Annotated in this window: 20 protein-coding genes; 18 read left to right on the forward strand and 2 right to left on the reverse strand. The window is 58.6% G+C overall.

What is annotated here, in order from left to right; translation table 11 throughout:
* Positions 1 to 22: 22 nt before the first annotated feature.
* From relA to queE, 5 genes are all read left to right on the forward strand, one after another.
* Complete coding sequence (gene relA / locus AC6I79_RS04485; RefSeq protein ID WP_021507365.1) at positions 23 to 2,257, forward strand: GTP diphosphokinase; 2,235 nt, start codon at positions 23 to 25, stop codon at positions 2,255 to 2,257.
* Between the two features lie 109 nt (positions 2,258 to 2,366).
* Positions 2,367 to 3,149: a nucleoside triphosphate pyrophosphohydrolase gene (mazG, locus tag AC6I79_RS04490; RefSeq protein WP_159377837.1), complete on the forward strand. Its 783-nt coding sequence runs from the start codon at positions 2,367 to 2,369 to the stop codon at positions 3,147 to 3,149.
* A 259-nt stretch (positions 3,150 to 3,408) separates the two neighbouring features.
* Positions 3,409 to 5,046, forward strand: coding sequence for a glutamine hydrolyzing CTP synthase (gene pyrG / locus AC6I79_RS04495; protein WP_021507363.1), 1,638 nt, complete (start codon positions 3,409 to 3,411; stop codon positions 5,044 to 5,046).
* A 77-nt stretch (positions 5,047 to 5,123) separates the two neighbouring features.
* On the forward strand, positions 5,124 to 6,422 hold the full coding sequence (eno, locus tag AC6I79_RS04500) for a phosphopyruvate hydratase (protein WP_021507362.1): 1,299 nt from the start codon (positions 5,124 to 5,126) through the stop codon (positions 6,420 to 6,422).
* Positions 6,423 to 6,571: 149 nt separating this feature from the next.
* Positions 6,572 to 7,243: a 7-carboxy-7-deazaguanine synthase QueE gene (queE, locus tag AC6I79_RS04505; protein ID WP_021507361.1), complete on the forward strand. Its 672-nt coding sequence runs from the start codon at positions 6,572 to 6,574 to the stop codon at positions 7,241 to 7,243.
* A 125-nt stretch (positions 7,244 to 7,368) separates the two neighbouring features.
* On the opposite strand, the gene queD is transcribed toward queE, so the two are convergent.
* A complete protein-coding gene (queD, locus tag AC6I79_RS04510) occupies positions 7,369 to 7,731 on the reverse strand; it encodes a 6-carboxytetrahydropterin synthase QueD (protein ID WP_176428100.1) in 363 nt (120 codons plus the stop codon).
* A 293-nt stretch (positions 7,732 to 8,024) separates the two neighbouring features.
* Here queD and cysJ point away from each other — a divergent pair, with 293 nt between their 5' ends.
* The 3 genes from cysJ to AC6I79_RS04525 are packed head-to-tail and all read left to right on the forward strand — an operon-like array spanning position 8,025 to position 12,282.
* Positions 8,025 to 9,827 carry an NADPH-dependent assimilatory sulfite reductase flavoprotein subunit gene (gene cysJ, locus AC6I79_RS04515; protein ID WP_498027592.1) on the forward strand — a complete coding sequence of 601 codons (1,803 nt, stop codon included), beginning with the start codon at positions 8,025 to 8,027 and terminating at the stop codon, positions 9,825 to 9,827.
* Positions 9,827 to 11,551 (forward strand): assimilatory sulfite reductase (NADPH) hemoprotein subunit, encoded by a 1,725-nt coding sequence (gene cysI, locus AC6I79_RS04520; RefSeq protein WP_021507358.1) that lies wholly within the window; start codon positions 9,827 to 9,829, stop codon positions 11,549 to 11,551. The genes cysJ and cysI overlap by 1 nt, the downstream gene beginning before the upstream one ends.
* Positions 11,548 to 12,282 carry a phosphoadenylyl-sulfate reductase gene (locus AC6I79_RS04525; protein ID WP_058759741.1) on the forward strand — a complete coding sequence of 245 codons (735 nt, stop codon included), beginning with the start codon at positions 11,548 to 11,550 and terminating at the stop codon, positions 12,280 to 12,282. The genes cysI and AC6I79_RS04525 overlap by 4 nt, the downstream gene beginning before the upstream one ends.
* A 56-nt stretch (positions 12,283 to 12,338) precedes the next feature.
* Here AC6I79_RS04525 and AC6I79_RS04530 read toward each other — a convergent pair whose 3' ends face one another.
* Positions 12,339 to 13,358 (reverse strand): aminopeptidase, encoded by a 1,020-nt coding sequence (locus tag AC6I79_RS04530; RefSeq protein ID WP_394521447.1) that lies wholly within the window; start codon positions 13,356 to 13,358, stop codon positions 12,339 to 12,341.
* 248 nt (positions 13,359 to 13,606) lie between these two features.
* On the opposite strand from AC6I79_RS04530, the gene cysG reads away from it, so the two are divergent.
* The 10 genes from cysG to AC6I79_RS04580 all read left to right on the forward strand — a co-directional run bounded on the left by cysG (position 13,607) and on the right by AC6I79_RS04580 (position 22,147).
* On the forward strand, positions 13,607 to 15,022 hold the full coding sequence (gene cysG, locus AC6I79_RS04535) for a siroheme synthase CysG (RefSeq protein WP_264250848.1): 1,416 nt from the start codon (positions 13,607 to 13,609) through the stop codon (positions 15,020 to 15,022).
* A gap of 9 nt (positions 15,023 to 15,031) precedes the next feature.
* Positions 15,032 to 15,940, forward strand: a complete 909-nt coding sequence (gene cysD / locus AC6I79_RS04540) for a sulfate adenylyltransferase subunit CysD (protein WP_021507354.1) — start codon at positions 15,032 to 15,034, stop codon at positions 15,938 to 15,940.
* A 10-nt stretch (positions 15,941 to 15,950) separates the two neighbouring features.
* The gene (gene cysN / locus AC6I79_RS04545; RefSeq protein WP_058771479.1) at positions 15,951 to 17,378 is read left to right on the forward strand and encodes a sulfate adenylyltransferase subunit CysN; all 1,428 of its coding nucleotides are present in this window, start codon (positions 15,951 to 15,953) and stop codon (positions 17,376 to 17,378) included.
* Positions 17,378 to 17,983 (forward strand): adenylyl-sulfate kinase, encoded by a 606-nt coding sequence (cysC, locus tag AC6I79_RS04550; protein ID WP_498027593.1) that lies wholly within the window; start codon positions 17,378 to 17,380, stop codon positions 17,981 to 17,983. Before cysN ends, cysC begins: the two co-directional genes overlap by 1 nt.
* A gap of 54 nt (positions 17,984 to 18,037) precedes the next feature.
* Positions 18,038 to 18,358, forward strand: a complete 321-nt coding sequence (locus AC6I79_RS04555) for a DUF3561 family protein (protein ID WP_021507351.1) — start codon at positions 18,038 to 18,040, stop codon at positions 18,356 to 18,358.
* Between the two features lie 170 nt (positions 18,359 to 18,528).
* Entirely contained in the window at positions 18,529 to 18,846 is a 318-nt protein-coding gene (gene ftsB, locus AC6I79_RS04560; RefSeq protein WP_021507350.1) for a cell division protein FtsB, read from the forward strand.
* A gap of 3 nt (positions 18,847 to 18,849) precedes the next feature.
* Positions 18,850 to 19,566 carry a 2-C-methyl-D-erythritol 4-phosphate cytidylyltransferase gene (gene ispD, locus AC6I79_RS04565; protein ID WP_021507349.1) on the forward strand — a complete coding sequence of 239 codons (717 nt, stop codon included), beginning with the start codon at positions 18,850 to 18,852 and terminating at the stop codon, positions 19,564 to 19,566.
* On the forward strand, positions 19,566 to 20,048 hold the full coding sequence (ispF, locus tag AC6I79_RS04570; RefSeq protein WP_459747387.1) for a 2-C-methyl-D-erythritol 2,4-cyclodiphosphate synthase: 483 nt from the start codon (positions 19,566 to 19,568) through the stop codon (positions 20,046 to 20,048). The genes ispD and ispF overlap by 1 nt, the downstream gene beginning before the upstream one ends.
* The gene (gene truD, locus AC6I79_RS04575) at positions 20,045 to 21,088 is read left to right on the forward strand and encodes a tRNA pseudouridine(13) synthase TruD (protein ID WP_498027594.1); all 1,044 of its coding nucleotides are present in this window, start codon (positions 20,045 to 20,047) and stop codon (positions 21,086 to 21,088) included. The genes ispF and truD overlap by 4 nt, the downstream gene beginning before the upstream one ends.
* 15 nt (positions 21,089 to 21,103) lie before the next feature.
* The gene (locus tag AC6I79_RS04580) at positions 21,104 to 22,147 is read left to right on the forward strand and encodes a LacI family DNA-binding transcriptional regulator (protein WP_498027595.1); all 1,044 of its coding nucleotides are present in this window, start codon (positions 21,104 to 21,106) and stop codon (positions 22,145 to 22,147) included.
* The last annotated feature ends 156 nt before the right edge of the window (positions 22,148 to 22,303 follow it).

Raw genomic sequence — 22,303 nt, forward strand, 5'->3', positions numbered from 1 at the left:
AGTCGCTGTGGCAGGAGAGGATATGGTTGCGGTTAGAAGTGCGCATTTAAATACGGCCGGGGAATTTGCCCTTGACCAGTGGATCGCCAGCTTGAGTATCAGTAATCCGCAATCCTGCGAACGACTGGCGGAAACATGGCGCTACTGTGAAGCCGAAACGCACGACCATCCAGATCAGGCTCTGCTGCTGTGGCGCGGTATTGAGATGGTGGAAATTCTCACCATGCTCAGTATGGATATCGATAGTCTGCGCGCCGCGCTGCTGTTCCCGCTGGCCAATGCGGGCGTGGTGAGCGAAGAGGATCTGGAGAAGGCCTTTGGCAAAAGCATCGTCTCGCTGGTGCACGGCGTGCGCGATATGGATGCCATCCGCCAGCTGAAAGCCATTCACAACGACTCGATGGCCTCGGAGCAGGTGGATAACGTGCGCCGCATGTTGCTGGCGATGGTGGAAGATTTCCGCTGCGTGGTCATCAAGCTGGCAGAACGTATTGCCCACCTGCGCGAGATGAAAGATGCGCCGGAAGATGAGCGCGTGCTGGCGGCGAAAGAGAGCACCAACATTTATGCGCCGCTGGCCAACCGTCTCGGTATCGGCCAGCTCAAATGGGAGCTGGAAGATTATTGCTTCCGCTACCTGCATCCTGACGAATATAAGCGCATCGCCAAACTGCTGCATGAACGCCGCATCGATCGTGAACAATACATTGATAACTTCGTCGATAACCTGCGTAAAGAGATGCAAAAAGAGGGCGTGCGTGCGGAAGTTTACGGCCGTCCCAAGCATATCTACAGCATCTGGCGCAAAATGCAGAAGAAGTCGCTGGCGTTTGATGAGCTGTTCGACGTGCGTGCAGTGCGCATCGTCGCTGAACGCCTGCAGGACTGCTACGGCGCGCTCGGCACCGTCCACACGCTGTATCGTCATCTGCCTAGCGAGTTCGACGATTACGTTGCCAATCCCAAGCCAAACGGCTATCAGTCGATTCATACCGTGGTGCTGGGACCGCAGGGCAAAACGGTCGAGATTCAGATCCGTACCCGCCAGATGCACGAGGACGCTGAACTGGGCGTCGCGGCACACTGGAAGTACAAAGAAGGGCCGACGGCCAGCAACGCGCGCGGTGCCGCAGGGCACGAAGAGCGCATCGCCTGGCTGCGTAAACTGATTACCTGGCAGGAAGAGATGGCGGATTCCGGCGAGATGCTGGAAGAGGTGCGCAGCCAGGTATTTGATGACCGCGTTTACGTGTTTACGCCGAAGGGCGACGTGGTCGATTTGCCGGCCGGTTCCACGCCGCTCGACTTCGCCTACCACATTCACAGTGATATTGGTCATCGCTGCATCGGCGCCAAAATCGGCGGCCGTATCGTGCCCTTTACCTATCAGCTGCAGATGGGCGATCAGATTGAGGTGATCACCCAGAAGCAGCCGAACCCGAGCCGCGACTGGCTGAACCCCAACCTCGGCTATATCACCACCAGCCGCGGGCGCTCGAAGATTCATGCCTGGTTCCGTAAACAGGATCGCGACAAAAATATCGCGGCCGGCCGGCAAATCCTGGATAGCGAGCTGGGCCAGCTGGATATCAGCATGCGCGAAGCCGAGAAGCTGCTGCTGCCGCGTTATAACGTCAGCTCGCAGGATGAGCTGCTGGCGATGATTGGTGGCGGAGATATCCGTCTTAACCAGATGGTTAACTTCCTGCAGGCGAAGCTCAACAAGCCGAGCGCTGAAGAGGAAGATCGCGAGGCGCTGCGTCAGCTGACGCAGAAATCGCATCAGCCGTCGTCGGCGCGCAAAGAGAGTGGCCGCGTGGTGGTGGAGGGCGTCGGCAATCTGCTGCACCACATTGCGCGCTGCTGCCAGCCGATTCCGGGCGATGATATTGTCGGGTTTATTACCCAGGGGCGCGGCATTTCGATTCACCGCGCCGACTGCGATCAGCTCAGCGAACTGATTTCGCATGCACCGGAACGCATTGTCGATGCGGTGTGGGGCGAAAGTTACTCCAGCGGTTATTCGCTGGTGGTACGCGTGACGGCCAACGATCGCAGCGGGCTGCTGCGCGACATCACCACCATTCTGGCCAATGAAAAGGTCAACGTGCTGGGCGTGTCCAGCCGCAGCGACACCAAAAAGCAGCTCGCCACCATCGATATGGATATCGAGATTTATAACCAGCAGGTGCTGGGTCGCGTGCTGGCGCGCCTTAATCAGGTGCCGGATATTATCGATGCGCGCCGCTTACATTAAGCCCTGCTGAGACCGGTGCGCAGCAATGCGCACCCGGGCAAAACCGCGTAATTACCCTGCAGGGTCGCCATTAATGGCGGCTTTTTATCTTGTTGTTCCGGGGACTTTCATGACTGCTTTAAACCGCCTGCTCACCATCATGCAAACCCTGCGCGATCCGGTGCGCGGCTGCCCGTGGGATCGCCAGCAGACTTTCGCCTCTATCGCGCCGTATACGCTGGAAGAGACCTATGAAGTTATCGACGCCATCCAGCGCGAAGACTTTGACGATCTGCGCGGCGAACTGGGCGATCTGCTGTTTCAGGTGGTGTTCTACGCCCGCATGGCCGAGGAACAGCAGCGTTTCAATTTCGATGACATCTGCAACGCCATCAGTGACAAACTGGAGCGTCGCCATCCGCACATCTTCGGCGAAGCCCAGGTCGATTCCACGGCCGAAGTGCTGAAAAACTGGGAGGCGATCAAGCAGCGCGAGCGTGCGGAGAAGTCGCAGCACTCGGTGCTGGACGATATCCCGAAAGCGCTGCCGGCGCTGATGCGCGCCTATAAAATCCAGAAGCGCTGTCACAGCGTAGGCTTCGACTGGGACAGCCTCGGGCCGGTGCTGGATAAAGTGCATGAAGAGATCGACGAAGTGATGCATGAAGCGCAGCAGGCCGTGGTGGACAGCGACAAGCTGGAAGAGGAGATTGGCGATCTGTTGTTCGCTACCGTCAATCTGTCACGCCATCTCGGCAGCAAAGCGGAAACCGCGCTGCAGAGGGCCAACGACAAGTTCGAGCGCCGCTTCCGTCAGGTAGAGAATATTATTCAGGCCCAGGGGCTGAGCATGGAACAGGCTACGCTGGCGCAGATGGAAGCCGCCTGGCAGCAGGTTAAAGCCGGCGAATAACCTTATTCAGCCTCTCTGCGCAGCGCAGGTGATTATTCCAGCGCTGCGCATAAAATCACCGCCTGAGCTTACTCGATTCAGCCAGTCGGCAACTTTGTGACGTACGTCAACATTTCACCCGGCACTCTCCGCTATGTTACAGGCTGTAATGCGAGGAGGATGGTGTGATTCATCAATTGTGGCTGCGGACGACTTCGGGTATACTGTTTTCCCGTCCTGGTTATTCCACCGTCTTTAAACCTAAACTCTCAGGTTCAGCATGACAACGAATTATATTTTTGTGACCGGCGGGGTCGTTTCCTCTCTGGGCAAAGGCATTGCCGCAGCCTCCCTCGCAGCCATCCTTGAAGCACGTGGTCTGAATGTGACCATCATGAAACTCGATCCGTATATCAACGTCGATCCGGGTACCATGAGCCCTACGCAGCACGGTGAAGTGTTCGTCACCGATGACGGGGCCGAGACCGATCTGGATTTAGGTCACTACGAGCGCTTCATCCGTACCAAAATGTCGCGCCGCAACAACTTTACTACCGGCCGTATCTACTCAGAAGTGCTGCGCAAAGAGCGTCGCGGCGACTATCTGGGCGCGACCATTCAGGTCATCCCACACATCACCAACGCCATCAAAGAGCGCATCATTGAAGGTGGCGAAGGTCATGACGTCGTGCTGGTGGAAATCGGCGGAACCGTGGGCGATATCGAATCCCTGCCGTTCCTGGAAGCGATTCGCCAGATGGCGGTCGATGTGGGCCGTGAACACACCATGTATATGCACCTGACGCTGGTGCCTTACATGGCGGCGGCGGGTGAAGTGAAAACCAAGCCAACTCAGCACTCGGTTAAAGAACTGCTGTCGATTGGTATTCAGCCTGACGTGCTGATTTGCCGTTCAGACCGCGCGGTGCCCGCTAACGAGCGAGCGAAGATCGCCCTGTTCTGTAACGTGCCGGAAAAAGCGGTTATCTCGCTGAAAGACGTTGATTCGATCTACAAGATCCCGGGCCTGCTGAAATCGCAGGGTCTGGATGATTACATCTGCAAGCGTTTCAACCTGAGCGCGCCGGAAGCCAATCTGGCCGAGTGGGAGCAGGTGATTTACGAAGAAGCCAATCCGGGCGGCGAAGTCACCATCGGTATGGTCGGCAAATATGTCGAACTGCCGGATGCCTACAAATCCGTGATTGAAGCGCTGAAGCACGGCGGCCTGAAAAATCGCGTCACCGTTAACATCAAGCTGATCGATTCGCAGGATGTGGAAACGCGCGGCGTCGAAATTCTGAAAGATCTTGATGCTATCCTGATTCCTGGTGGCTTCGGTTACCGCGGTGTGGAAGGAAAATTGCTGACCGCGCAATACGCGCGTGAAAACAACATTCCGTACCTCGGCATTTGCCTTGGCATGCAGATTGCGCTGATGGAATTCGCGCGCAACGTGGCCGGGATGGAAGGCGCCAACTCCACTGAATTTGTGCCAGACTGTAAGTACCCGGTGGTTGCGTTAATCACCGAATGGCGCGATGAAAACGGTAACGTTGAACAGCGTACCGAGCAGAGCGATCTGGGCGGCACCATGCGTCTGGGAAGCCAGCAGTGCCAGCTGACGCCGGAAAGCAAAGTGCGCCAGCTGTACGGCTCTGACGTCATTACTGAGCGTCATCGCCACCGTTACGAAGTAAACAATCTGCTGCTGAAGCAGATTGAAGCGGCGGGTCTGCACATTGCAGGCCGTTCCGGCGACGATCAACTGGTGGAGATCATCGAGATCCCGAATCATCCATGGTTTGTAGCCTGCCAGTTCCACCCGGAATTCACGTCGACCCCGCGTGATGGTCATCCGCTGTTCGCTGGCTTTGTGAAAGCCGCGCAGGAGCACCAGAAGCGTTTAGCGAAGTAAGAGTTTAACGAACAGCGCGCGAACTTTTCGCGCGTTGTTTGTCTTAGGATTGACTAACTTGTACTGAGGAAAATCGAATGTCCAAAATCGTTAAAGTCATCGGTCGCGAAATCATCGACTCCCGTGGCAACCCGACTGTAGAAGCAGAAGTGCATCTGGAAGGCGGTTTCGTTGGTCTGGCTGCTGCGCCATCAGGTGCATCAACCGGTTCACGCGAAGCACTGGAGCTGCGTGACGGTGATAAGTCTCGTTTCCTGGGCAAAGGCGTAACCAAAGCGGTTGCTGCGGTTAACGGCCCAATCGCTGACGCGGTAAAAGGCAAAGATGCCAAAGACCAGGCGAACATCGATAAGATCATGATCGAGCTGGACGGTACTGACAACAAATCCAACTTCGGTGCAAACGCCATTCTGGCGGTTTCTCTGGCAGCAGCGAAAGCAGCAGCAGCCTCTAAAGGTCTGCCACTGTACGCACACATTGCAGAACTGAACGGCACCCCGGGCAAATACTCTATGCCACTGCCAATGATGAACATCATCAACGGTGGTGAGCACGCGGATAACAACGTTGATATCCAGGAGTTCATGATTCAGCCGGTTGGCGCGAAAACCGTGAAAGAAGCCATCCGTATGGGTTCTGAAGTGTTCCATCACCTGGCTAAAGTTCTGAAAGCCAAAGGCATGAACACCGCGGTGGGTGACGAAGGTGGCTACGCGCCAAACCTGGGTTCAAACGCCGAAGCGCTGGCCGTTATCGCCGAAGCTGTTAAAGCAGCAGGCTACGAGCTGGGCAAAGACATCACCCTGGCGATGGACTGCGCAGCATCTGAATTCTACAAAGACGGCAAATATGTGCTGGCTGGTGAAGGCAACAAAGCCTTCACTTCTGAAGAGTTCACCCACTTCCTGGAAGACCTGACCAAACAGTACCCAATCGTTTCTATCGAAGACGGTCTGGATGAGTCTGACTGGAACGGCTTCGCTTACCAGACCAAAGTGCTGGGCGACAAAATTCAGCTGGTGGGCGACGACCTGTTCGTGACCAACACCAAAATCCTGAAAGAAGGCATCGAGAAAGGCATCGCTAACTCTATCCTGATCAAATTCAACCAGATCGGTTCTCTGACCGAAACCCTGGCTGCGATCAAGATGGCGAAAGATGCTGGCTACACCGCGGTCATCTCTCACCGCTCTGGCGAAACTGAAGATGCGACCATCGCTGACCTGGCGGTCGGTACTGCTGCTGGCCAGATCAAAACCGGTTCTATGAGCCGTTCTGACCGCGTTGCTAAGTACAACCAGCTGATTCGTATCGAAGAAGCACTGGGTGACAAAGCGCCGTTCAACGGTCTGAAAGAAGTTAAAGGCCAGGCGTAATCGCCTGCGGATGTGGCTAAACGGCCACATCGCCTGACATCAAGCCCCGCCTCGTGCGGGGCTTTTGCTTTTTATGGCACGAAGCAGCTGTGAAGCGACGCACAAAATCTGCCATAATCTGCGCCTCGAATTTCTGACGTGAGTAAAAAATGTTCTACCCGATTAACGAAATGTTCCAGACGCTGCAGGGCGAAGGTTTTTACACCGGCGTGCCGGCCATCTTTATCCGCTTACAAGGATGTCCGGTGGGCTGTAGCTGGTGTGATACCAAACATACCTGGGAAACGCGGGCGGATCGGGAGACGTCGCTGGGGGACATTCTGGTCAAAACCGTGGAGAGCGATGCCTGGGGCAGCGCCGATGCGGCCACGCTGATTGAGAGCATTCAGCGTCAGGGCTGGACCGCCCGCCATGTGGTAATCACCGGCGGTGAGCCGGCAATTTTTGACTTACGTCCACTGACCGAAGCGCTGGAAGCGGCCGGTTTTCAGTGTCAGATTGAAACCAGCGGCACGCATGAAGTGCACTGTTCCGCTGCCACCTGGGTGACGGTGTCGCCGAAGGTGAACATGCGGGGTGGCTACGATGTGCTGCCGCAGGCGCTGCAGCGTGCCGATGAGATTAAACATCCGGTGGCGCGCGAGCGGGATGTGGAAGCGCTGGATGCGCTGCTGGCTGGCCTGCAGGATGAGAAAAAACGCATTGTGGCGCTGCAGCCCATCAGCCGTGGCGAGGCGGCGACCAGACTGTGTATTGAAACCTGCATTGCCCGCAACTGGCGGCTTTCGATGCAGACACACAAATACCTGAACATCGCCTGATTCACCCGATGCGCACCCGGCGAAATCAACGCCATTGTGGCGGGTAAGCATCAATGCGCACCCTACAAACTCATTACACCGTAGGGTCGCCATTGATGGCGACCTTCTGACCTTTACCGCGACTGTCAGCCGCGATAGACGCAGCCTGCGGTGCAGGTCTCTTTGATCATCACTGCACTCAGCTCAGGCAGAATCGGCTTCATCTCATCCCAGATCCATTTCGCCAGCACTTCGCTGGTCGGGTTCTCCAGACCGGGAATATCGTTGAGATAATGGTGATCGAGGCGATCGTAGATCGGCCTGAACGCCGCCTTTAGTTCGGCAAAATCCATTACCCAACCGGTATGCGCATCCACTTCACCGGTAATTTCCAGTCGCACCAGAAATGAATGGCCGTGCAGACGACCGCATTTATGCCCTTCCGGCACGTGAGGTAAGCGGTGGGCCGCTTCAAACTGGAACTCTTTAAACAGCGTGGTAGACATAATGGCTCTCAGACGTAAAAACCGCTGAAGTCTACCTGAAAAGCAGATTTTTCGCACCCGCCAGCGCTGAAAAGGGCATTTCTGCCGATCTGCCGCTTACGCCGTAAATTAACTGATTGAATTACGACAACTTTATTTACCACTTTTACTGGTTAGTCTGACCCAAAAAACCACTTAGTCATTTTGGTTATTTATTATGTCGAAGCCTTATTTAATCGTTAATATACAGGCCGGTAACCTACCCACTCTTCCGCCGCTTCCCGGTACGGATTTCTGACACTGGAATTTTTAACGCGATGACGACTCAGGCACCCCCAGCGATGCTTCCGCTATCCCCGGAGCAAATTGCGCGCTTACAGGCCGCGACCACCGATTTCAATCCAACGCAGCTGGCATGGCTCTCTGGCTACTTCTGGGGCATGGTTAATCAGGCACCGGGCACCGTTGCCGCGCCTGCGCCGGTCGCCGCTGAGGTGCCGGGCATTACGCTGATCTCCGCCTCCCAAACCGGCAATGCGCGCCGGCTGGCCGAGCAGCTGCGTGACGATTTGCTGGCGGCGAAACTGAGCGTCAACCTGGTGAATGCCGGCGACTATAAATTCAAACAGATCGGTCAGGAAAAACTGCTGGTCATCGTGACCTCAACGCAGGGCGAGGGCGAACCGCCGGAAGAGGCGGTGGCGCTGCATAAATTCCTGCTGTCGAAGAAAGCGCCGAAGCTGAGTGATACCGCCTTTGCCGTGTTCGGTCTTGGCGATACCTCCTATGAATTTTTCAGTCAGGCCGGTAAAGACTTCGACCAGCGTCTGGCTGAACTGGGCGGCGAACGCCTGCTGGATCGCGTGGATGCCGATGTTGAATACAGCGAGCTGGCCAGCGCCTGGCGGCTGCAGCTCACCGATATTCTCAAAGCGCGCGTGCCGGCGGAACCGGCAGCGGAGCTGGCAGCCAGCGCGGCTGGCAGCGTCAACCAGGTGGACAGCAGTCCTTACACCAAAGAAGCGCCGCTCACCGCCAGCTTTGCGCTGAACCAGAAAATTACCGGTCGCAACTCAGATAAAGACGTGCGCCATATCGAAATCGATCTGGGTGATTCCGGTCTGCGTTACCAGCCAGGCGATGCGCTCGGCGTATGGTATGAAAACGATGCGGAACTGGTGCAGGAGCTGCTGCAGCTGGTATGGCTGAAAGGCGATGAGCAGGTCGAGGTGCGCGGAGAAACCCTGCCGCTGGCCGAGGCACTGCAGAAACATTTTGAGCTGACGGTCAACACGCCGCAGATCGTCGAGCAGTATGCAGCCCTGTCGCGCAATGAGGCGCTGCTGGCGCTGGCGGGCGACAAGCCGAAGCTGCAAAGCTTCGCGCAGAGTTTCCCGATTGTCGACATGGTGCGCCAGGCGCCCACCGAACTGAACGCCGGCCAGCTGACTGGCCTGCTGCGTCCGCTGACGCCGCGGCTTTACTCCATCGCCTCGTCGCAGGCGGAGAGCGAAACCGAAGTGCATATCACCGTCGGCGCGGTGCGTTATGAAATTGACGGCCGTCAGCGCGGCGGCGGCGCTTCTACCTGGCTGGCCGATCGCCTGGAAGAAGATGGCGAAATCCGCGTGTTCATCGAGCATAACGATAATTTCCGCCTGCCGGCCAATCCGGATGCGCCAGTGATCATGATCGGCCCGGGCACCGGCATTGCCCCGTTCCGCGCCTTCATGCAGCAGCGTGAAAACGACGGTGCCAGTGGTAAAAACTGGCTGTTCTTTGGTAATCCGCACTTCACCGAAGATTTCCTCTATCAGGTAGAGTGGCAGAAATACGTTAAAGACGGTCTGCTGACCCATATCGATCTGGCGTGGTCACGCGATCAGGCCGAAAAGATTTACGTGCAGGATAAAATCCGCGCCAGAGGGGCGGAAGTGTGGCGCTGGATTGAAGAGGGCGCGCACCTGTACGTCTGCGGCGACGCCAATCGCATGGCGAAAGACGTTGAACAGGCATTACTGGATGTGGTGGTCGAACACGGCGGCATGGATCGTGAAACCGCTGACGAATTTTTAAGTGAGCTGCGCATTGAGCGCCGTTATCAGCGAGACGTTTACTAATGAGCGAAAAACATCCTGGACCGCTGGTGGTTGAAGGCAAACTTTCCGACGCCGAGCGTCTGAAAAAGCAGAGCAACTACCTGCGCGGCACCATTTTAGAAGATCTCGACAATGGCCTGACCGGCGGCTTTACCGGCGATAACTTCCTGCTGATCCGTTTTCACGGCATGTACCAGCAGGATGACCGCGACATCCGCGCCGAGCGCGCCGCGCAGAAGCTGGAACCGCGTCATGCGATGATGCTGCGCTGCCGTCTGCCGGGCGGCATCATCACGCCAACGCAGTGGCTGGCGATTGATAAATTTGCCACCGACAAAACGCTGTACGGCAGCATTCGCCTGACCAACCGTCAGACGTTCCAGTTTCACGGCATTCTGAAGAAGAACGTCAAGCCAACTCACCAGATGCTGCATGAAGTCGGACTGGATGCGCTGGCCACCGCCAACGACGTCAACCGTAACGTGCTGTGTACCTCGAACCCGGTGGAATCAGAACTGCATCAGGAAGCGTACGAGTGGGCGAAGAAGCTTTCCGAGCATCTGCTGCCGCAGACGCGCGCCTACGCCGAGATCTGGTGGGATCAGGAGAAGGTCGCCACCACCGATCAGGAGCCGATCCTCGGTGAGACCTATCTGCCACGTAAGTTTAAAACCACCGTGGTGGTGCCGCCGCATAACGATGTCGATCTGCATGCGAACGATCTGAACTTCATCGCCATTGCGGAGAACGGCAAGCTGATTGGCTTTAACCTGCTGGTCGGCGGCGGCTTGTCGATTGAGCACGGCAACAAAGCCACTTACGCGCGCACCGCCAGCGAGTTTGGCTATCTGCCGGTGGAGAAGATCCTTGATGTGGCTGCAGCGGTGGTCACCACGCAGCGCGACTGGGGTAACCGTACCGATCGTAAAAATGCCAAAACCAAATACACGCTGGAGCGCGTCGGCGTCGAGACCTTTAAAGCCGAAGTCGAGAAGCGTGCCGGCCTGACCTTCGAGCCGATTCGCCCATACGAATTTACCACCCGTGGCGATCGCATCGGCTGGGTGAAGGGCATCGACAAGAAATGGCACCTGACGCTGTTTATCGAAAACGGTCGCCTGCTGGATTATCCGGGCCGTCCGCTGAAGCGCGGTATCGCGGAGATTGCCAAAGTGCATCAGGGCGATTTCCGCCTGACCGCCAATCAGAACCTGATTGTGGCCGGCGTACCGGAGGCGCAGAAAGCGCAGATTGAAGCCATTGCGCGTGAGCACGGCCTGATGGAAGCGGTCACGCCGCAGCGTGAAAACTCCATGGCCTGCGTGGCCTTCCCAACCTGTCCGCTGGCGATGGCTGAAGCCGAACGCTTCCTGCCGTCCTTCGTCAGCAAAGTGGAGGAGATCATGCACCGCCACGGCGTCGGCGAAGAGCACATAGTGTTACGCGTTACCGGTTGTCCGAACGGTTGCGGGCGTGCCATGCTGGCCGAACTGGGCCTGGTGGGCAAAGCACCGGGCCGTTACAACCTGCATATTGGTGGTAATCGCATCGGCACGCGCATCCCGCGCATGTACCGCGAAAACATCACGGAAAACGAAATCCTCGCCAGCATCGATGAGCTGGTGGCGCGCTGGGCCAGCGAGCGCACGGCGGATGAAGGGTTTGGTGACTTCGTGATTCGCGCGGGCATTGTGCAGCCGGTGGTCGATCCCGCCCGTGATTTCTGGGACCCGGAGGCAGTATGACACTACCCGATCTCGCCAGCCTGAACAGCGGCAGCAAAGTCGATCGCATCATGGCGCTGGCGGAAAGCAACGTCCAGCTGGAAAAGCTCTCTGCCGAACAGCGCGTCAGCTGGGCGCTGGAGCAGCTGCCGGGCGCCTTTGTGCTGTCGTCGAGTTTTGGTATTCAGGCGGCGGTACTGTTGCACATGGTCACGCAGCAGCGCCCGGATATTCCGGTGATCCTCACCGATACCGGTTATCTGTTCCCTGAGACCTACCGCTTCATTGATGAACTGACGCAGCAGCTGAACCTGAATCTGCAGATCTTCCGCGCCGAAACCTCACCGGCGTGGCAGGAAGCGCGCTACGGCAAGCTGTGGGAGCAGGGTGTTGAAGGGATCGAGCAGTACAACCAGCTTAACAAAGTCGAGCCGATGAACCGCGCGCTGCAAACGCTGGGTGCGCAGACCTGGTTTGCCGGCCTGCGCCGCGATCAGTCCGGCAGCCGTGCCAGCCTGCCGGTACTGGCCGTGCAGCGTGGCGTGTTCAAAATCCTGCCGATCATCGACTGGGATAACCGTCAGGTGCACCAGTATCTGAAGCAGCATGGGCTGAAGTACCATCCGCTGTGGGATGAAGGTTACCTCTCCGTGGGCGACACGCACACCACGCGCAAATGGGAGCCGGGGATGGCTGAGGAAGAGACGCGCTTTTTCGGCCTCAAACGCGAATGCGGGTTACACGAAGGCTGACGGGCGCAATTGCTGCGAGTGCGCATCGGTGCGCACCCGCAAAAACCGGCAGGATCTTACAACGTCGGATTAGCCAGCTCCGTCAGCAGCGGCTGCAAAATACGTACGCTGTCGCGCGTGCGCTGATGGATGCGCCCCGGCAACCAGTGGTCGATGTAATTCAGATTATCGCGCCCGGTCTGGTGGCGCACCGTACCCTCCGGAAAATGCGGTGAACGCGCGCGCTGCTGCTCACCGGCTTTATTGCCCAGCGCCCAGTTGGCCGCGGTGACGTCCAGCAGCGGAATCCCGGCTTTATCAAACGGATTAACGCCCGGGTAATCGTGTGCGGTCAGCACATGGCTGGCGGCCGTGATACCGTAACGGTGCGCAATCTGCAGGGCGCGCGCGCTGGTCTGCTTGCGTACCGCCGCTGGCGTATTCATGCCGTTATTAAAGTAGAGGCGATCGCCAACGATCAGGCTATTCAGATCGATCACCAGCAGCGTATCTTTCTTCTCCTGCACGCTCATGCGCGCCAGATAATCATCCATACCGTGTAAACCGGCTTCGCCTGCACTCAGCGCCACAAAGCGCACGCCATAGTGCAGCGGCGTTTGACTCAACGCCTGCGCCAGCTCCAGCATCACGCCCAGCCCGGAAGCGTTATCGTCCACGCCCTGCAATCGCAGGCCGCCGAGATTATTATCTGCCTCGTGCTGGCTGAGCGGTGTCCAGGTATCCAGATGGGTGACGATCAGAATCTCCTGCGGCACGCTGCCGGCGCGTGCGGCGATCACCGAGGTCGCCGTCACTTTATGGCGGCGCGTGATGCCCTGTTTCTCCAGCCAGTTATAGCTGGTATTAAACTGCCGGGTATTGCTCTGATAACCGAGCTGGGTGAACTGCTGCTGCAGATAATCTGCCGTCATCAGCTCGGCGGGGCTGCCGCTCATGCGGCCGGGGAAATAGGTGGCGATGTGACGCAGCTGCTGTTCGGCAAAGTGGCCTGGGGCGATCGCTGCAGCCTGCGCCAAAAGAGGCAAACCGCCGGCAATCAGTGCTGCCAGCACGCTGCGGCGGAGAGTGGCAAACATAGTGGTTGTCCTTTTCTGACATCCCGTCAGGGTAAAAAAATTCTGAGTTAGTATGAAACTGTGACGCCGCCTGCACAATTTGTATCGCTCCGAAACACCAGCAATATCATTTGTTAAGCACAAATTGTTATCAGCAATCCCGGTGCGTTATTCCATTTGGTAACTACTCATGCTAATTCGTAATTTCATCTGCCAGAAGGCGGGGACGTATAGTCGCGTTAACTTATTGTAAAACTAACAAGGTTAACGTGGATTACTTGCCTCTCTTTGCCGATCTCAAAAACCGTCCGGTGCTGGTGGTCGGCGGTGGCGAAATCGCTGCGCGTAAAATTGAGCTGCTGCGGCGTGCCGGTGCGCACGTGCGGGTAGCCGCGCGCGAGCTCGGCCATGAACTGCAGGCGCTGCGCGATATTAACGCCATCGAGTGGATTGCTCAGCACTTCGACGCGGCGCAGCTGGACGATGTTTTCCTCGTGATTGCCGCCACCGACGATAATGCTCTCAACGCGCAGGTATTTGATGCCGCCAATGCGCGCCACAAGCTGGTAAATGTGGTCGACGACCAGCCGAAATGCAGCTTTATCTTCCCGTCGATTGTTGACCGCTCACCGCTGGTGGTGGCGATCTCCTCCAGCGGCACCGCGCCGGTGCTGGCGCGTCTGCTGCGTGAAAAAATCGAAGCGCTGCTGCCCGCCAATCTCGGGCAGATGGCCGAAGTGGCCGGTCAGTGGCGCGACAAAGTCAAACAGCGTTACCACAAAATGTCTGACCGTCGTCGCTTCTGGGAGCGGGCTTTTAATGGCCTGTTTGCCAGCCAGATGGCGGCGGGTAACGTCAACGAGGCGCGCCGCACGCTCGATCGCGAACTGGAAAACACCTCCGATAATCAGGGTGAAATCACGCTGGTCGGTGCCGGACCGGGCGACAGCGGTCTGCTGACGCTGCGCGGGCTGCAGGTGATGCAGCTGGCCGATGTGGTGCTGTATGACCATCTGGTCAGCGACGAGGTGCTGGAGCTGGTAAGACGCGATGCCGATCGTATCTGCGTCGGCAAACGCGCCGGCGCCCATTCGGTGCCGCAGGAAGAGACCAATCAGCTGCTGGTGACGCTGGCGCAGCAGGGCAAGCGCGTGGTGCGCCTGAAAGGCGGCGATCCGTTTATTTTTGGCCGCGGCGGCGAAGAGCTGCAGGCGGCACAGGCGGCGGGCATTCCGTTCCAGGTGGTGCCGGGCATTACTGCGGCCGCAGGCGCAACCGCCTATGCCGGTATTCCGTTAACCCACCGCGATTATGCCCAGAGCGTGATGTTTATCACCGGTCACTGCCGCGCCGACGGCGACGGTATCGACTGGCCGTCGCTGGCGCGCGCGCGTCAGACGCTGGCAATTTACATGGGCACGGTGAAAGCGGCGGAAATTGCCGCCGGGCTGATCGAACACGGCCGCGCGCCGTCAACGCCAGTGGCGGTGATTGGTCGCGGCACGCGCCAGGATCAACAGGTGCTGACCGGCACCTTAGCACAACTCGAGGCGCTGGCAGCTGCCGCGCCGACGCCAGCGCTATTAGTGATTGGCGAAGTGGTGAATCTGCACGGGCAACTTGCCTGGTTCCAACATTCGGCACAGCAGGGGGCTCGCGAGTCCGCCGTTGTCAATTTGGCTTGAGGAAAAATTATGGACCAAAATCGTCTCACTCATCTGCGCCAGCTGGAGGCAGAGAGTATCCATATCATCCGCGAGGTGGCGGCCGAGTTCAGCAATCCGGTGATGATGTACTCCATCGGTAAAGACTCCTCGGTGATGCTGCATCTGGCGCGCAAAGCCTTCTATCCGGGCACGCTGCCGTTTCCGCTGCTGCACGTTGATACCGGCTGGAAATTCCGTGAAATGTACGAGTTCCGCGATCGCACCGTGAAAGCGATGGGCGCAGAGCTGCTGGTGCACCGTAACCCGGAAGGCGTGGCGATGGGTATTAACCCGTTCGTGCACGGCAGCGCCAAACACACCGACATCATGAAAACCGAGGGTCTGAAGCAGGCGCTGAACAAATACGGTTTTGATGCGGCATTCGGTGGCGCACGCCGTGACGAAGAGAAGTCGCGCGCCAAAGAGCGTATCTATTCGTTCCGCGATCGTTTCCACCGCTGGGATCCGAAAAACCAGCGTCCGGAGCTGTGGCACAACTACAATGGCCAGATCAACAAAGGCGAAAGCATTCGCGTGTTCCCGCTCTCCAACTGGACCGAGCTGGATATCTGGCAGTACATCTTCCTGGAAAACATCGAAATCGTGCCGCTGTACCTGGCAGCACCGCGCCCGGTGCTGGAGCGCGACGGCATGCTGATGATGATTGATGACGATCGTATCAACCTGCAGCCGGGTGAAGTGATTAAGCAGCGTATGGTGCGTTTCCGTACCCTCGGCTGCTGGCCACTGACCGGCGCGGTGGAATCCGAGGCGCAGACGCTGCCGGAAATCATTGAAGAGATGCTGGTCTCCACCACCAGTGAACGTCAGGGGCGCGTGATTGACCGCGACCAGGCCGGTTCGATGGAACTGAAAAAACGTCAGGGTTATTTCTAAGGAGACGCCGATGAATACCGTTATTGCCCAACAGATTGCCGAGCAGGGCGGCGTTGAAGCCTGGCTGACCGCGCAACAACACAAAAGCCTGCTGCGTTTCCTCACCTGCGGCAGCGTCGACGACGGCAAAAGTACGCTGATTGGCCGTCTGCTGCACGATACGCGCCAGATTTATGAAGATCAGCTGTCGTCGCTGCACAATGACAGCAAACGCCACGGCACCCAGGGCGAGAAACTCGATCTGGCGCTGCTGGTTGATGGCCTGCAGGCCGAGCGCGAGCAGGGCATCACTATCGATGTGGCCTATCGCTATTTCTCCACCGAGAAGCGCAAGTTCATCATCGCCGACACGCCGGGGCACGAGCAGTACACCCGCAACATGGCGACCGGTGCCTCAACCTGCGATCTGGCGATCCTGCTGATCGATGCGCGCAAAGGCGTGCTGGATCAGACCCGTCGCCACAGCTTTATTGCCACGCTGCTGGGCATCAAACATCTGGTGGTGGCGATCAACAAGATGGATCTGGTGGCGTACAGCCAGGAGACCTTCGAGCAGATCAAACAGGATTACCTCGATTTTGCCGCGCAGCTGCCGGACGATCTTGATATCCGCTTTGTGCCGATGTCGGCGCTGGAAGGCGATAACGTCGCCACCCCGAGCGTAACCATGCCGTGGTACAGCGGCCCGACGTTGCTCGACGTGCTGGAAACGGTAGAGCTGAAGCGCGTGGTCGACACGCAGCCGATGCGCTTCCCGGTGCAGTATGTTAACCGGCCGAACCTCGACTTCCGTGGCTATGCCGGTACGCTGGCATCGGGCGTGGTCAGCGTCGGCCAGCGAGTGAAAGTGCTGCCGTCCGGTGTGGAATCCAGCGTTGCGCGTATCGTCACCTTTGACGGCGACCTGCAGCAGGCGGCCGCCGGTGAGGCGATTACCCTGGTGCTGAACGATGAGATCGACATCAGCCGTGGCGATCTGCTGGTGGATGCCGCAGCCGATTTGCAGGCGGTGCAGTCCGCGACCGTCGACGTGGTGTGGATGGCGGAACAGCCGCTGCAGCCGGGACAAAGCTATGAAGTGAAAATTGCCGGCAAGAAAGCGCGTGGCCGCGTCGAAAAGATTCTCCATCAGGTGGAGATCAATACGCTGGAAAAACGCGCGGTCGACAGCCTGCCGCTCAACGGCATCGGTCTGGTAGAAGTGACGTTTGATGAACCGATGGTGCTGGATGCTTACCAGCAGAACCCGGTGACCGGCGGCATGATCTTTATCGATCGCCTGAGCAACGTGACCGTCGGCGCTGGCATGATCCATCAGCCGCTGAGCGCCGCGCGCAGTCAGGCTGGCCAGTACAGTGATTTCGAGCTGGAGCTGAACGCGCTGGTGCGCCGTCACTTCCCGCACTGGAACGCGCGCGACCTGCTGGGCGGTCAGTAATGGCGCAGCACGACGAAAACGTGGTGTGGCATGACCACCCGGTCACGCGCACTGAGCGCGAACAGCAGCACGGCCATCGTGCCGTGGTGCTGTGGTTTACCGGGCTCTCTGGCTCGGGTAAATCTACCGTGGCCGGTGCGCTGGAGCAGGCGCTGCACCGGCTGGGCGTCAGCACCTATCTGCTGGACGGCGACAATGTGCGTCACGGCCTGTGCCGCGATCTCGGTTTCAGCGATGACGACCGCAAAGAGAATATCCGGCGCGTGGGCGAAGTGGCGAAACTGATGGTGGATGCCGGACTGGTGGTGCTGACGGCGTTCATCTCGCCGCACCGTGCCGAGCGCCAGATGGTGCGCGATCTGCTCGGTGACGGGCAGTTTATCGAGGTGTTCGTTGATACACCGCTGGCGGTGTGCGAAGCGCGCGATCCGAAAGGCTTGTATAAAAAAGCCCGTGCCGGCGAGCTGCGTAACTTCACCGGTATCGACAGCGTTTACGAGGCGCCGGACGCGCCGGAAATCCAGCTGGATGGTGAACAATTGGTTACAAAACTGACCGGCCAATTGTTAGACCTGCTGCGCCACCACGATATCATCAGATCCTGAACCGACAGCGGCAAATCTCACGGTTTGCCGCGCTTTAGCGTCAACAGGATCTCTATGCAGAACGTTACCCCCATGCTGGCACGCAAAGATGAACGCACCCCGGATGAGCCACGCTCATCGCTGCCGGGCGGCGTGATCGGCTTTCTCTCGTACTGGTGTGCACTGGGCATCCCGTTTCTGCTGTACGGCTCTAACACGCTGTTTTTCTTTCTCTACACCTGGCCTTTTTTCCTCGCGCTGCTGCCGGTTTCGGTGCTGATTGGCATCGTGCTCAGCCTGATGCTGCGTGGCCGTCTGTGGTGGAGCGGCCTGATCACCGCCTTGGTGGTGGTGTGCCTGTTCTGGCTGCTATTCTCCTTTCTCTCCGGCTGGTAATCCGGCGCTGATGTGCAAACGCATCGGCAGGTTACAAAACTTTACCTGCCGTCCGGCGCTTTCTCCGTCATTATTTGTCCAGACAAATCTGCTTGCGCGCCATTTTCGCTGCCGCAGTGGAGTCCGGCGTCAAGTTATGGGATGATTGAGCCGTTTTTCAGGGGGCGGGGATGGGAAAACTGACGTTACTGCTGCTCGTGCTGCTGGGATGGTTGCAATACTCTCTGTGGCTGGGCAAGAACGGTATCCATGATTACACGCGCGTCAGCGAAGACGTGGCGTCACAACAGGCGAATAACGCCAAACTCAAAGCGCGTAACGATCAGCTGTTTGCCGAAATTGACGATCTCAATGGCGGTTCAGAGGCGATTGAGGAACGCGCACGCAGCGAGCTGGGCATGATCAGGCCTGGCGAGACTTTCTATCGTCTGGTGCCAGACCAAAACAAACGTAATGCGCAACAAGCGGCGCAGAACCAACAACGATAAACCATGAATCAGCTCTCTTCCTCTGCGGATGTGATTGCCGTGGTGCCGGCTGCCGGTATCGGCAGCCGCATGCAGGCCGCCTGTCCGAAGCAGTATCTCACCATCGGTCCGTTAACCCTGCTCGAGCACAGCGTGGCGCGCCTGCTGGCGCATCCGGCGGTAAAGCAGGTGGTGGTGCCAGTCAGCCCGGATGACGGCTGGTTCGATAGCCTGCCGCTGGCGCAGGATGCCCGCGTGCTGCGCGTCACCGGCGGCGAAACCCGCGCCGAGTCGGTGCTGGCCGGATTACAGACCATCCGCCACAGCGCCTGGGTGCTGGTGCATGACGCGGCGCGTCCGTGTCTGCATCCCGATGATTTAGCGCGTCTGCTGGCGGTGCGTGAGCACAGCAAAGTCGGCGCGATTCTGGCGGCGCCGGTGCGCGACACCATGAAGCGCGCGGAGCCCGGCAAAGGTGCCATTGCGCATACCGTTGAACGCGATGACTTATGGCATGCGCTGACGCCGCAGTTTTTCCCGCATGCGTTGCTGACCGCCTGCCTGACGCGCGCGCTCAATGAAGGCGCGACCATCACCGATGAAGCCTCGGCGCTGGAGTATTGCGGTTATCATCCTGAGCTGGTCAGCGGACGCAGCGACAATATTAAGGTAACGCGGCCGGAAGATCTGGCGCTGGCGGCCTTCTATCTCACTCAGATTCAGTTAAAGGAGCACGCATGATGCGTATCGGTCACGGTTTTGACGTGCACGCGTTTGGCGGCGAAGGTCCGCTGGTGATTGGCGGGGTGCGTATTCCCTTCGAACAGGGCTTTATTGCGCATTCTGACGGCGATGTGGCGCTGCATGCGCTGACCGACGCGCTGCTGGGCGCGGTGGCGATGGGCGACATCGGCAAACTGTTCCCGGACACCGATCCGGCATTCAAAGGCGCCGACAGCCGCGGTTTGCTGCGCGAAGCCTGGCGTCGCATTCAGCAGAAGGGCTACCGCATCGGCAACGTCGATGTCACCATCATCGCTCAGGCGCCGAAAATGCTGCCGCATGTGCCGCAGATGCGCGTCAACATCGCCGAAGATCTCGGTTGCCACATGGATGATGTCAACGTCAAAGCCACCACCACCGAGAAGCTGGGCTTCACCGGTCGCGGTGAAGGCATTGCCTGCGAAGCCGTGGCGCTGCTGGTGAAGGCCGATCGGCCATGAGTGAGCTGCTCTACCTGCACGGCGTGCCCGCTGCCACCGGGGTGATCAAAGCCAGTCCCGAAGATTTCGTGGTAATTGAAGATCTCGGCTATCCCTATGATGGCGAAGGCGAGCAGCTGCTGGTGCGCGTCCGTAAAATTGGCTGCAACACGCGTTTTGTCGCTGAGGCAATCGCCAAATTTCTCGGCGTGCATCAGCGCGATCTCAGCTATGCCGGCATGAAAGATCGCCACGCGGTCACCGAGCAGACGCTGTGCTTCCGCGTGCCGGGCACGGCGATGCCCAACCTTGCCGGCTTCCAGCTGGAAGGCGTGGAGATCCTGCAGGTGATTCGCCACAAGCGTAAACTGCGCACCGGCGCGCTGGCGGGCAATGCGTTTCGTCTGGTGGTACGTCAGGTGTCCGATCGCGCGCAGGTGGAATCGCGGCTGCAGCGAATTCAGCAGCAGGGCGTGCCCAACTACTTTGGCGAACAGCGCTTTGGCCGCGGCGGCAATAACCTGACGCAGGCGCGCCTGTGGGCAGACGAGAAATTCCGTCCACGCGACCGCAGTATGAAAGGCATTCTGCTGTCGGCGGCGCGCAGCCAGCTGTTCAATCAGCTCACCAGCGCGCGTCTGCAGCGTGACGGTGCGCTGAATCGCGTGCAGCCCGGCGATGCGCTGCAGCTCAGCGGGCGCGGCAGCTGGTTTGTTGCCCAGACGGACGAGTTACCTGCGCTGCAGCAGCGTGTGGATAACCACGAGCTGCGCATCACCGCGCCGCTGGCCGGGCGCGGCGAGCTGGGCACCCAGGGCGAAACGCTGGCGTTTGAACAGCAGCAGCTGGCGGGCGCGGCCGATCTGCTCGGCCTGCTGGAGCGTGAACGCGTCGATGCCGCGCGGCGCGCCATGCTGGTGGTGCCGAAAGATCTGCAATGGAACTGGTGGGATGACGTCACGCTCGAGCTGCAGTTCTGGCTGCCGGCCGGCAGTTTTGCCACCAGCGTAGTGCATGAGCTGCTGAGCAACGGCGCGGCGGCCCCGCTCGGCGACGAATAAGCGAACCCGGCGACGATGAGCAAAAATCTCACCATCAAGGATATTGCCGTACTCGCCGGTGTATCGATCACTACCGTCTCGCGCGTGCTCAATAAGCATGCGTGGGTGTCGGAAAAAACCCGCACGCGGGTGGAACAGGTGATCGCCGAGCATCAGTTCAGCCCCAACCTGATGGCGCGCGGCATGATATCCCGCCAGAGCTACACCCTCGCGGTGATCGTCTCTGACATCACTAACCCTTACTTCGTCACGCTGGTGGCGCAGATTCAGCAGGCCTGTCTGGCCATCGGTTACAAAATCACCCTGTACGATACCCAGTCAGCCAACCGCAGCCCTCAGCACGACGATGACGAAAGCGCGATTTTTCAGTCGATTATCGATAGCCAGATCGATGGGGTGATCGTGCTCGGCGGCCACAGCGACTATGCGCCGATTCCGGCCGGCTACCTGACGCTGCTGGAATCGCTGATGGACAAAATGGCGGTGGTGGTGGTGGGGCAGCCGCATCCTGCTGGCCGCTGGCCGTGCGTGATGCGCGACCAGCAGCACTGCGTCGGACTGGCGGTGAATCATCTGCTGGCGCGCGGCCTGCGTGATATCGCGTTTATTGGCGGTTCGCGCAAAGTGTGGGTGACGCGCGAGCGCGTCAGTCATTTCCACGCCACGCTGCAGCAGGCCGGCATTACGCCGCGCGACAGCTGGATCTGCCTGAATAACTTCTATCCTGAACATGGCTATCAGGCGGTTGATACGCTGTGGCAGCAGGCTGAGCGACCGCAGGCGCTGGTGGCAATCAACGATCGCGTGGCGATGGGCGCGATCCGCGCGCTACACGATCGCGGCATTGACGTGCCTGAGCAGGTAGCGGTCATCAGCTGCGAGCGCTTCCCCGGCAGCGAGTATTTTATTCCGCGCCTGACCAGTGTCGATCACCAGAATCCGCAGCTGGGGCAAAACATTATCACCATGATGATGGCGCAGCTGGACGGCAGCTTAAGCCCGCACGCGCGCTGCAGCACACCGCTAAAGCCGGTATTGATTCCCGGCGAATCCGCCTGATCTTCTCCCCTTAAACGTTCCGCCTGCTTTCGTTGCGCTTTGTTAGCGCGATCGCAATTTCACGATCCTCACGTTGACTTAATATGCGCCATTAAATAAGTTGGCTCATAACCTGAAAACGTTTTCAGGTTGGCGGGAAAACAGTTTAAGGAGCGG

Source organism: gamma proteobacterium symbiont of Scutellera amethystina (assembly GCF_059730845.1).